The sequence below is a fragment of the Pseudomonas sp. P7779 genome (genome assembly GCF_013386315.1).
In the GTDB taxonomy this organism is placed as follows: domain Bacteria; phylum Pseudomonadota; class Gammaproteobacteria; order Pseudomonadales; family Pseudomonadaceae; genus Aquipseudomonas.
In genome coordinates, this window is record NZ_JACARZ010000009.1 from 1 (window position 1) to 11,357 (window position 11,357).

An 11,357-nucleotide genomic window follows, 5' to 3' on the forward strand; every position below is an offset into this window, starting at 1 on the left:
GTAAGAGCGGAACCAATAGTCGCCGTTACGAAAATAACGGATATACACCCAGCCCAACTCCCCCCAACACAAATGTCGCATCTGAAATCAGGTCAGACTCTCGTCAATCACCAACACCAGCTTCCCGGAAATCCGATTAGTCGCCAGTTCAGCAAACGCAGCCTCGGCATCCTTGATCGGAAACGTCCTGGCCAGTTGCGGACTCAAGCGCCCCTCGGCAAACAACGGCCAAACATGCTGGCTCAAGTCACTGAACAAGTCAGCCTTGAACTGATCATCCCGACTGCGCAACGTCGACCCCAACACCTGCACACGCTTGGCCAACACCTGCGCCAGATCGATCTGCGCCTCACGCCCGCCCATCAACCCAATCAACACCCAGCGCCCATCACGCGCCACCAGCTTGAGATTCAGCGCCGCGTAATTCCCCCCCACCGGGTCAAGAATCACATCGAACGGTCCAAAATCCCTCAAGCCCTCGATGCCGTCAGTACGTACCACACCCCCCTGAGCCCCCAGCGCTTCACAGTACGCAAGGCGATCCGCCGACCCCACGCTGACCCAGCACGGGCTGCCAAACGCCTTGCACAACTGAGTCGCCGCCGAGCCCACCCCACTGGCGCCGGCATGCAACAACACCTTCTCACCGGGCTTGAGGCCCGCCAACTGGAACAGATTCAGCCACGCGGTGCTGTACACCTCGGGCAACCCGGCCGCTTCCACCAGGGACACACCCTCCGGCACCGGCAGCACATGCCGCGCATCCACCACCACTTCTTCAGCCATCCCGCCGCCAGCCAGCAAGGCGCAAACCCGATCCCCCACTTGCCACGACGAACCGGCGCCGACTTCGCTGATCACCCCGGAACACTCCAGGCCCAGCACCTGGCTGGCACCGGGAGGTGGCGGATAAAGCCCCGAACGCTGTAATAAATCGGCGCGATTCAGGCCCGCAGCCGCCACGCGAATGCGTACTTGGCCTACATCGCATGTAGGACTTGGCTCTTCTTGCCACTCCACATGACCTTCAACGCCTTGCAATGCTTTCACAGTGCCTCCATAGTGAGTCTGGACTGAGCCCGTTGCTGTAGCGTCGGGCTTTTTGCATTATGCGACCGGCCCATATGGAACCGGCGACTTCAAAGACGGCCTAATATGCGTTATCAATTGCCCCCGCGTCGAATCAGCATGAAGCATTTGTTCCCCAGCACCGCCCTCGCTCTTTTTATCGGTATCGGCCTTTTGCCGCTGTCGAGCAATACGTTCGCAGCCAACAGCTGGGACAACCTTCAGCCTGATCGCGATGAGGTGATTGCCAGCCTTAACGTCGTCGAGTTGCTCAAGCGCCACCATTACAGCAAGCCGCCGTTGGACGACGCTCGTTCGGTGATCATTTACGACAGCTACCTCAAGCTGTTGGATCCCTCGCGCAGCTATTTCCTGGCCAGCGACATCACCGAGTTCGACAAGTGGAAGACGCAGTTCGACGACTTCCTCAAGAGCGGTGACCTGCAGCCCGGCTTCACCATCTACAAGCGCTACCTGGACCGCGTCAAAGCGCGTCTGGACTTCGCCATTGGTGAGCTGGACAAAGGTGTCGACAAGTTCGACTTCACCAAGAAAGAGACCTTGCTGGTTGACCGCAAGGACGCTCCTTGGCTGACCACCGAAGCCGAGCTGGACGACCTGTGGCGCAAGCGCGTCAAGGATGAAGTCCTGCGCTTGAAGATCGCCGGCAAAGAGCCGAAGGCCATCCAGGAACTGTTGACCAAGCGCTACAAGAATCAGCTGGCACGTCTGGATCAGACCCGTGCCGAAGATATCTTCCAGGCCTACATCAACACCTTCGCAATGTCCTACGACCCGCACACCAACTATCTGTCGCCAGATAACGCGGAAAATTTCGATATCAACATGAGTCTGTCGCTGGAAGGCATCGGTGCCGTCCTGCAAAGCGATAACGACCAGGTGAAGATCGTGCGTCTGGTGCCGGCAGGTCCGGCCGACAAGACCAAGCAGGTTGCCCCGGCCGACAAGATCATCGGTGTGGCCCAGGCCGACAAAGAGATGGTCGACGTGGTCGGCTGGCGCCTGGATGAAGTGGTCAAGCTGATCCGCGGGCCGAAAGGCAGCGTGGTGCGCCTGGAAGTGATTCCGCACACCAACGCACCGAACGACCAGACCAGCAAGATCGTGTCCATCACCCGTGAAGCGGTGAAACTCGAAGACCAGGCCGTCCAGAAGCAAGTCCTCAACCTCAAGCAGGATGGCAAGGACTACAAGCTCGGCGTGGTGGTGATCCCGGCGTTCTACCTGGACTTCAAAGCGTTCCGCGCCGGTGATCCGGACTACAAGAGCACCACCCGCGACGTTAAGAAAATCCTCACAGAATTGCAGAAGGAAAAAGTCGACGGCGTGGTCATCGACCTGCGCAACAACGGCGGCGGTTCCCTGCAGGAAGCCACCGAGCTGACCAGCCTGTTTATCGACAAGGGTCCGACCGTGCTGGTGCGTAACGCTGACGGCCGTGTCGACGTGCTGGAAGACGAGAACCCGGGTGCCTTCTACAAAGGGCCGATGGCGTTGCTGGTCAACCGCCTCTCGGCATCCGCCTCGGAGATTTTTGCCGGCGCGATGCAGGACTACCACCGTGCGCTGATCATCGGCGGCCAGACCTTCGGCAAAGGCACCGTGCAGACCATCCAGCCGCTGAACCATGGCGAGCTGAAACTGACCCTGGCCAAGTTCTACCGGGTTTCCGGGCAGAGCACCCAGCATCAGGGCGTACTGCCGGACGTCGATTTCCCGTCGATCATCGACACCAAGGAAATCGGCGAGAGCGCCCTGCCCGAGGCGATGCCGTGGGACACCATCCGTCCTGCGATCAAGCCTGCGGTAGACCCGTTCAAACCGTACATCGCAGAGTTGAAAGCTGATCACGAAGCCCGCTCCGCCAAGGATGCCGAGTTCATCTTCATCCGCGACAAACTGGCCCTGGCCAAGAAGTTGATGGAAGAGAAAACCGTCAGCCTGAACGAAGCCGACCGTCGTGCGCAGCACACCGACATCGAGAATCAGCAACTGGTGCTGGAGAACGCCCGCCGCAAGGCGAAAGGCGAAGCCCCGCTCAAGGAACTGAAGAAAGAAGACGAAGACGCGATCGCCGCCGAGCCTGATAAAACCAAGCCGGAAGATGATGCCTACCTGAGCGAGACCGGGCGCATCCTGCTGGACTACTTGAAGATCAGCAAGACGGTGGCCAAGCAGTAAATGATGGCGATTTAATGTGAACGCTCCTCGGAGTGTCATCAAATAGACATCATTCTGTCGTGAAATGAAGGACCTGCCAAAGCAGGTCCTTTTTTTTCGACCCGAGAAAATCATGACCATGACCGAACAGCTGAATGCATTGGGCTCAATCCTGGCTCAAGGCAGTTTGCACAGCCTGTTCCAACCCATCATTTCCCTGTCTGAACGACGCGTCATCGGTTATGAAGCCCTCAGTCGCGGCCCGTCCAACAGCCCGTTGCACTCCCCGGTCGCACTGTTCTCCGTGGCCCGTCACGCCGGGCGTCTCAGTGAGCTGGAGATGGTCTGCCGGGAAAGTGCCTGCCGGCGGTTCAGCGAGCAGAAACTGCCGGGCAAGCTGTTTCTCAACGTCTCACCCGAATCCCTGCTGGAGACCGCCCACCAGCCCGGCCGTACCCTGCAACTGCTCAGCGACTTCGGCATCCCGCCCAGCCAGGTGGTGATCGAACTGACCGAGCAAACCCCGACCGACGATTTTCAACTGCTGCAAACCGCGCTGCACCACTACCGCGCCATGGGCTTTTCGATTGCCCTGGATGACCTGGGTGCCGGTTATTCCAGCCTGCGGCTGTGGTCGGAGCTGCGCCCGGACTACGTGAAGATCGATCGACACTTTATCGACGGCATCCACCAGGACGCCCTCAAGCGCGAGTTTGTCGGCTCCATCCTGCAAATCGCCAAGGCCTCCCGGGCCCAGGTCATCGCCGAAGGCATCGAGTTGCCGGAAGAGTTGGCGGTGCTCACGGAAATGGGCGTTGACCTGGTGCAGGGCTACCTGCTCTGCCGCCCCCAGGAACACCCGCCGCAGGAAGCGCGGTTGATGCTGCCCAAGCCCGACAACGCCAACGTCGCGCTGAACGACGAAGGCAGCGACCTCAGCGCCCTGCTCAACGAACAACCGGCCGTGGGCCAGCACACTGCCACGGCGCAGGTCCTGGAAGCCTTTCGGCGCCAGGCCAACCTCAATTCCCTGGCGGTGCTGGATGAGCGTGGCCACCCGATTGGCATCGTGCACCGGCACTCGCTGTCAGATGCGCTACTCAAGCCGTTCGCCACCGATCTGTTCGCCCGCAAGCCCATCAGCCGCTTGATGAGTGATGACTTTCTCGCGGTGGAACTGAGCCAGTCCTTGCAGCAGGTCAGCCGCCTGCTTACCAGTCGCGCACGCCAGCGGATCGAGGAAGATTTCATCATCACCCTCAACGGCGATTATCTGGGGCTGGGCCGGGTGATCGATGTGCTCAAGCTGATTACCGAGCTGAAAATCCAGCAGGCACGCTATGCCAACCCGCTGACCTTGCTGCCGGGCAACGTCCCCATCCAGCAGTGCCTGACGCGGCTGTTGCAGCAACAACGCGAGTCTGTGATCTGCTACGTCGATATCGACAGTTTCAAGCCATTCAACGATATCTACGGCTATGGCCGGGGCGATGAAGTGCTGCTGTGCCTGGCGCAATGCCTGAACGACCGGGTAGACCCCAGCCGCGACTTCGTCGGGCATATCGGCGGTGATGACTTTTTGCTGGTGCTGGGGCCGCAGGATTGGCGCAAGCGGCTGAACCAGTTGCTGGACGACTTCCACACCCAGTGCCGGCGCTTCTATCGCAGCGAGCATCTGGACGCGGGCTGTTTCGTTGCACTGAACCGCCAGGGCGTGCGCCAGGAGTTTGCGCTGCTGTCGCTGTCCATCGGCGTGGTGCATTTGTATCCACAGGCCTGTGGACAACTCGATGCCAGCCAGTTGGCGGAACTGGCCTCGCAAGCCAAGCACCACGCGAAGAACGTGGCGGGCTACAGCATTCATGTGATTGACAGCCTGGAGCTGGGCCAGGCAGAACCGCAGCCGCTCTAGATCAGAGTTGCTCCAGGCGCATCTGCGCCAACGGGTGCCCGGCTCGGGCGGCGATTTTCCACCAGCGTGCCGCCTCCAGCGGATCAGGCGCCTTGCCAAGGCTGCCCGCAAGGCTCAACACCCCAATCTGGTAGGCCGCCTTGCCGTCGCCGGCCAGGGCCGCCAGCCGCAACAGTCGCACGCCTTCTTCACGGGCGCCGAGGCCCTTGCCACGAAACGTCAGGATATGTCCGTAGAAACTCTGTGCTCCTACGTCGCCCAGATTGGCCATGCGCGCGAACTGGCCTTCAAGCCACTGCCAGCCACGCGGCTGTCGCACGAACCAGGACCAATGAAACAACTTGCGCGCCAGCCAGTAACTGGCATACGCCTTGAGCTTCCAGAACACTACGCCTCCGCTGACTCGGGATAATCGTACTCAAATACTCGCACCACTTCGGATGCGTGCCACGACGCCGCGGCCACGCCATCGGACGGCCCGCAGAAGCGCCCGAGACGCTCCACGCATTCAAAGAAACCGGTACGTGGCAGGCGACTGGCGCCCTGGCTGATCACCAGGGAACTGCGCAGTGGTTGGTCGGCCTTGGCATCCAGCGCCGCCAGGTGCTCCAGCGCAGCCGTCAGCGTCTGCATGGCCGGCGTGGGAAATTGCAGGCGCTCCAGCAAGGCGCGGTAGGTCAAGAGGTGGCGCTGTCGGCGCGCCTGGTCCAGCTCGTTGAGTAACCCATCCCAATGTTGACGGCTGATGCGTACGCTCACGTTTCGTCCCTCCAACCTGCAACGCCAAGTTCCCAGGCCAGGCTGCGGCGGATGGCAGCGTCCGGCTGGCGTTCACCGCTTTCGATCAGGCCCAGGTAAGACGGGCTGATGCCCACTGTGCGCGCCAGAACCTCGATGGCCAGGCCCTTGGCCTCGCGCAGGCTTCGCAGCTGCTCCAGGGGGCGCAGATCCGGCTCGGCAGTGGCTTGGCTAATGGTCGAAGCGGGAGGCGTTGGCTGTTGCTGACCGGCAGCTTTTAACAGCGCCTGATACTGAGCCCATGGCAGAACCGCATATTCGGGCTCGCCATCCTTTGTAATTATCTGAATATCCATGACTGCCCCGTAGGATCACAACACTTACTTCGTAAGTACTTTCCTTAGGAGTGTAATCCTAACAGCCACAAAGAGCGCAGGGGGATATTCCCAAGGTTCAGTTTTTTTTCAGGTGTTCCTGCGTAAGCAGCTGAGGCGTCGCAGGAAGGCGCTCAACCACCGCAAGTTTCTCGGGGAGCTGACGCTCGCGCCAGGCGCGAAAGGCGCTCAGTTCGCCGTCGAGGGTCTTCATGACCCACGCCAGCACAGCAATGTCGTCGAGCATGCCGAACACCGGGATAAAGTCCGGGATCGCATCAATCGGGCTCAGGAAGTACATCAACCCTGCCACTACCGAAATCAGCGCCTTGGGGCTGATGGCCCGGTACTCGCCGCGCCAGTAGGCCAGGCACAAGGCCTGGAGCAGCTTGAGGTCGTCCTTGAGCTTGCCCAGCCGGTTGCCCTGGCTCGAGCCTTTGGCGGCGACCGCGAACAGCAACGTCGGCAAGCGCCCACGGCCAAGCAGGCGAGCAGCCATGGGCAGGAAGCGGGTGAAATTAAACGGGGCTTTCATCGTCACTCCAGTTCCAGGCGACAGAAAAGGTTATCCACACAAATTGTGGATAACCTTGTGAACAGAGCCTATTTTCCAGGCTGAAAGCCACGTAATACAAGGCCTACAGTCAGATCGGGCGTTTTTTGCGCACATAAAAAAAACCCAAGAATTCATTGACTTGGAGATAATCTGCGTCTACCCGTACTCGGGTCTTTTATCAGACTGCTCTAGCCCGCATGGGTTCGGTTGAATTTGCCCTGGATTCAACTGATCGTTCCCACGCTCTGCGTGGGGATGCCGCCTGTGGCGCTCCGCGCTCGCTGTTAGCGCTAGGCCTAAGCTATGCGCAATGGTGACGCAGAGCGTCACGGGATGCATTCCCACGCAGAGCGTGGGAACGATCGCATACGATCGCACAGGCCAGAAACAACAACGCCCCGTCGAGACGGGGCGTTGTGTGTTCAGGCGCTGATTACTTCTTGGCAGCAGGAGCCGCCGGTGCGTCAGGAGCGTCTGCCTTGGACGGGTCCTTGATGGCCAGCAGTTCCAGGTCGAATACCAGCACGGAGTTGGCTGGAATCGCCGGGCTCGGGCTCTGCGCGCCGTAGGCCAGGTCGGACGGGATGTACAACTCGACCTTCTCGCCAACGTGCATCAGTTGCAGGCCTTCGACCCAACCTGGAATCACGCCGCTGACCGGCAGGTCAATCGGGCTGCCGCGATCCACGGAGCTGTCAAAGGTGGTGCCGTTGGTGAGCTTGCCGGTGTAGTGAACAGTCACTACGTCGGTAGGCTTGGGTTGAGCACCGTCCGCTTTCTTCACGATCTTGTATTGCAGACCGGAAGCGGTGGTGACAACGCCGTCTTTCTTGGCGTTTTCTTCGAGGAATTTCTTGCCGGCGGTTGCCGACTCTTCGCTCATCTTGGCCATACGCTCTTCAGCACGTTTTTGCAGTGCGGCGAAGGCTTCGACCAGCTCGTCGTCTTTCAGCTTCTGTTCTTTCTTGCCGACGGCATCTTCGATGCCTTGGGCTACCGCTTTGGAGTCCAGGTCATCCATGCCTTCCTGGGCAAGGCTTTTGCCCATGTTCAGGCCGATACCGTAGGAAGCTTTTTGCGCCGGGGTTTTCAGCTCTACGCTGGTTTGCGAATCACAACCCGCAAGTACCAGGCTAACCAGGGCCACCGCCGCCGCCAACCGATGCTGTTTCATGCTATTTCCTTGTTCGTGTGCCAAAAGGGCATTCGAGTAAAGTCGCGAGCTTATCAGGCGGCCACGACCAATGGCTACCGGCATGTGAGCAGGAAACTTCTGATAAGTTCACGTGTTTAAAAGCATTTTCATTCAATCCAGGGCCCTGCAACGGACGGCAGCAGCGCTGGAACGAGACTCATGGCCACTTGCCGCACTGCTGGCCTGATGGCATAAGAACGCTACAACTCGACAAGGATAGTTATCTTGCGCATTTTTTCCCGTGTTTTGCTGATGATTTTCATACTGCTGGGCCTGGTCCTGGCGGTGGTGCTCTATTACGTGGTCAACCCGAAGCTGCCGGTCTACGTGCCGGTGGAACAGGTGCACTATCAGGATCAATGGAGCGCCGCAGATCGCCAGACCTACTATTTCACGCCCCAGGGCACCCAGGTCAAGGGCCTGCGTTATGCCTGGTTTACCGCACTGGAGCTGCCGTTCTCCGAACAGCGTTTCGCCACGCCCGAGTACCTGGCGCGCTTCGGTTTCCTGGTAGATCCCAGGCAAGTGCCTACTGCACAAAACCCCGGCAACCTGCCGGTGGGTTTCGCTCGGCATAAAAATGCCGGCAGCAATGATGAGTTCCTCGACATCACCTGCGCCGCCTGCCACACCGGCCAGTTGAACTTCAAAGGCCAGGGCCTGCGTATCGACGGCGGCCCGGCGCAGCATGTGCTGCCGTCCAGCGTACCGACCCTGCGCGGCGGCAGCTTCGGCCAGGCGCTGGTCGCCAGCCTTGCCTCGACCTACTACAACCCGTGGAAATTCGAGCGCTTTGCCCGCACCGTGCTGGGCGATGACTACGACGACCAGACCGCAGCGCAACTGCGCCAGGACTTCAAGAAGTCCCTGAACAACTTCCTCAAAGTTGCCTGGAACGACACCCACCGTGGCCTCTACCCCACCGAAGAAGGCCCGGGCCGCACCGACGCCTTTGGCCGTATCGCCAACGCCAGCTTCGGCGACGCCATTTCCCCCGACAACTACCGCATCGCCAACGCCCCGGTGGACTACCCGCAACTGTGGGACATCTGGACCTTCGACTGGGTGCAATGGAATGGCTCGGCCCAACAACCCATGGCCCGCAATATCGGCGAAGCCCTGGGCGTCGGCGCCACCCTGGACTTCTTCGACAGCGCCGGCCAGCCGCTCCAGGGCGATGCGCGCTACGCCTCCAGCGTGCGGGTGCGCGACCTGAATACCATCGAAGAAACCCTGCAACGGCTCAAGCCCCCCACCTGGCCCGAAGACCTGTTCGGCGCCATCGACAAACCGCTGGCCGCCCAGGGTCGCGCACTGTTCGCGGAAAACTGCGCCGGCTGCCACGTGCCAGCGGTGTCCCAGGTCGATGGCCGCCCGGTGCGCCAGTTGAAAATGCTCCCGGTGGAAGTCATCGGCACCGACCCCGCTACTGCCAACAATATCGCTGACCACCGCTTCGACCTCAGCGCCCTGCAATGGGACCCGGCGGAGTTGGCGAAAATGAACGTCGAACTGCACCCCACGCCCACCGAGCCGCTGGACCTGCGCAGCCTCTCTTCAGCCAAAGGCCTGGCCTACATCACCGCCTTTGTCGAAGACCACGCCTACCGTGCCGCCGGTGTGACACCTGCCGAACGCCCGCGCCTGGACGGCTTCGGCCTGCCGATCGGCGTACGCGAATTGCGTGCCTACAAGGCACGGCCCTTGGCCGGGGTGTGGGCGACACCGCCGTTCCTGCACAACGGCTCGGTGCCGACGATCTACCAATTGCTCTCGCCTCAGGACGAGCGCAGCCCGACCTTCTATAAAGGCACCTTCGAATACGACCCGCGCCACCTGGGCTATCAAACCGCCGCGTTCCCCAACGCGTTCCTGTTCGATACGCGCATCACCGGCAACCACAACAGCGGCCACGAATTCCGTGCCGGGCAGCGTGGCAACGGGGTGATTGGCCGAGGCTTGCTGCCCCAGGAACGCTGGGCGCTGCTGGAATATTTGAAAGTGCTGGGCGGCCCGCTGGAACAGCAACTGCCCTGACCCAACCGACTTCGCAGAAAAGGATTTTTAAATGCTCGCTCGACTTTGGCTGCGCCTCGGCGCGTTTCTCGGCAAGACCCTGTTGTGGCTGGTGGGCCTGGGCCTGCTGGGCTGGTTGCTGTCCACCCTGTGGTTTGCCTGGCAGCACAGCGGCCCGGTATCGCCGGATGAACAGATCCCGCCGGGTGAAGCGGCCATGACCCAGGGCATCATCCAGACCGCCGTGCGCATCGTCGACCAGCACCGCGAAGGCACGCGTTACCTGCGGGATGCGCATGCCAAGGCCCATGGCTGCGTGAAGGCCGAGGTCAGCGTACTGGCGGACCTCGACCCGGCCCTGCGCCAGGGCGTGTTCGCCGAGCCGGGCAAGACCTGGCAGGCGATGATGCGACTGTCCAACGGCAATGCGTATCCGCAGTTCGACAGCATCCGGGATGCCCGGGGGATGGCGATCAAGTTGCTGGACGTGCCAGGCAAACAGCTGCTGGCGGATCAGCAGGCGCGGGGTGAGCAGGACTTTGTGATGTTCAGCCATCCGAATTTTTTCGTCAGTGATGTGGCGGAGTATGCGCAGAACGTTTCGGCTCAGGCCGATGGCAAGAAAGTCATGGCGTTTTTCCCCGGGGTGGATCCGCGCAGTTGGCAGGTGCGGCATTTGTTTATCGCGCTGGCGACGTTGGCGCCGCCGCCGGTGAGTCCTACGCAGACGACGTATTTCTCGGTGTCGCCGTATAAGTTTGGGGCGGCGAATGCGAAGTTTCGGGTGGCGCCGGATCCCCAGGGGTGTCCTGCGTATGTGCTGCCCAAACAGAATCAGGACCTGCCGAACTTTTTGCGCAGTGCGTTGAATCAGCAACTGTCGACGGACCGGGTGGCGGCGTGTTTTGTGTTGCAGATTCAGCGGCAGAATCCGCAGAAGTTCATGCCGATCGAGGACACCAGCATTGAATGGAAAGAGAGTGATGCGCCGTTTGAGACGGTGGCCAAGGTGGTGATTCCGGCGCAGGATTTTGATACGCCGGCGTTGAATCTGGCTTGTGATAATCAGTCGTTTAATCCGTGGTTTGGGGTGGAGGCGCATCGGCCGATTGGGGGGATTAACCGGTTGCGTAAGGCGGTGTATGAGGCGGTCAGTGATTATCGGCATAGCCGGAATTTGTAACGCCGCGGTGTTGGGGACATATCCGTTATTTGGGTGATGGCTTATATCGGTTCCGCTCTTACAGCGGCTCACTTTTGAACAGCGCAAAAGTAAGCAAAACGCTCTTGCCCCACCACTCGGCTCCTCGCGTAGGC

The 11,357-nt window shown here is 60.4% G+C and carries 10 protein-coding genes; 4 read left to right on the top strand and 6 right to left on the bottom strand.

The genetic code is table 11. The features are described from left to right. Positions 1–87: 87 nt before the first annotated feature. A complete protein-coding gene (locus tag HX869_RS03795; RefSeq protein WP_178902759.1) occupies positions 88–1,050 on the bottom strand; it encodes a zinc-binding dehydrogenase in 963 nt (320 codons plus the stop codon). Positions 1,051–1,188: 138 nt separating this feature from the next. Between HX869_RS03795 and HX869_RS03800 the strand changes: the two genes are divergently transcribed. Continuing rightward, positions 1,189–3,270, top strand: a complete 2,082-nt coding sequence (locus tag HX869_RS03800; RefSeq protein ID WP_023659269.1) for a carboxy terminal-processing peptidase — start codon at positions 1,189–1,191, stop codon at positions 3,268–3,270. Between the two features lie 112 nt (positions 3,271–3,382). Then, entirely contained in the window at positions 3,383–5,161 is a 1,779-nt protein-coding gene (locus HX869_RS03805) for a bifunctional diguanylate cyclase/phosphodiesterase (protein ID WP_023659268.1), read from the top strand. A gap of 1 nt (position 5,162) precedes the next feature. On the opposite strand, the gene HX869_RS03810 is transcribed toward HX869_RS03805, so the two are convergent. The 5 genes from HX869_RS03810 to HX869_RS03830 all read right to left on the bottom strand — a co-directional run bounded on the left by HX869_RS03810 (position 5,163) and on the right by HX869_RS03830 (position 8,003). Further along, positions 5,163–5,549: a sel1 repeat family protein gene (locus HX869_RS03810; RefSeq protein WP_003211114.1), complete on the bottom strand. Its 387-nt coding sequence runs from the start codon at positions 5,547–5,549 to the stop codon at positions 5,163–5,165. Then, positions 5,549–5,920, bottom strand: a complete 372-nt coding sequence (locus HX869_RS03815) for a hypothetical protein (protein ID WP_003211116.1) — start codon at positions 5,918–5,920, stop codon at positions 5,549–5,551. Before HX869_RS03815 ends, HX869_RS03810 begins: the two co-directional genes overlap by 1 nt. Then, positions 5,917–6,255 (bottom strand): helix-turn-helix transcriptional regulator, encoded by a 339-nt coding sequence (locus HX869_RS03820; RefSeq protein WP_003211117.1) that lies wholly within the window; start codon positions 6,253–6,255, stop codon positions 5,917–5,919. Before HX869_RS03820 ends, HX869_RS03815 begins: the two co-directional genes overlap by 4 nt. A 97-nt stretch (positions 6,256–6,352) precedes the next feature. Next, on the bottom strand, positions 6,353–6,808 hold the full coding sequence (locus HX869_RS03825; protein ID WP_003211120.1) for a YkvA family protein: 456 nt from the start codon (positions 6,806–6,808) through the stop codon (positions 6,353–6,355). Positions 6,809–7,262: 454 nt separating this feature from the next. Continuing rightward, positions 7,263–8,003: an FKBP-type peptidyl-prolyl cis-trans isomerase gene (locus tag HX869_RS03830; protein ID WP_003211122.1), complete on the bottom strand. Its 741-nt coding sequence runs from the start codon at positions 8,001–8,003 to the stop codon at positions 7,263–7,265. A gap of 246 nt (positions 8,004–8,249) precedes the next feature. Between HX869_RS03830 and HX869_RS03835 the strand changes: the two genes are divergently transcribed. After that, complete coding sequence (locus HX869_RS03835) at positions 8,250–10,061, top strand: di-heme-cytochrome C peroxidase (RefSeq protein WP_178902760.1); 1,812 nt, start codon at positions 8,250–8,252, stop codon at positions 10,059–10,061. A gap of 31 nt (positions 10,062–10,092) precedes the next feature. After that, complete coding sequence (locus HX869_RS03840) at positions 10,093–11,223, top strand: catalase family protein (RefSeq protein WP_178902761.1); 1,131 nt, start codon at positions 10,093–10,095, stop codon at positions 11,221–11,223. Positions 11,224–11,357 lie beyond the last annotated feature (134 nt).

Excerpts from the sequence above, each read along its gene's own strand:
- HX869_RS03800 (WP_023659269.1), top strand. The coding sequence starts at position 1,189 with ATGAAGCATTTGTTCCCCAGCACCGCCCTCGCTCTTTTTATCGGTATC.
- HX869_RS03805 (WP_023659268.1), top strand. The coding sequence starts at position 3,383 with ATGACCATGACCGAACAGCTGAATGCATTGGGCTCAATCCTGGCTCAA.
- HX869_RS03820 (WP_003211117.1), bottom strand. The coding sequence starts at position 6,255 with ATGGATATTCAGATAATTACAAAGGATGGCGAGCCCGAATATGCGGTT.
- HX869_RS03825 (WP_003211120.1), bottom strand. The coding sequence starts at position 6,808 with ATGAAAGCCCCGTTTAATTTCACCCGCTTCCTGCCCATGGCTGCTCGC.
- HX869_RS03830 (WP_003211122.1), bottom strand. The coding sequence starts at position 8,003 with ATGAAACAGCATCGGTTGGCGGCGGCGGTGGCCCTGGTTAGCCTGGTA.
- HX869_RS03840 (WP_178902761.1), top strand. The coding sequence starts at position 10,093 with ATGCTCGCTCGACTTTGGCTGCGCCTCGGCGCGTTTCTCGGCAAGACC.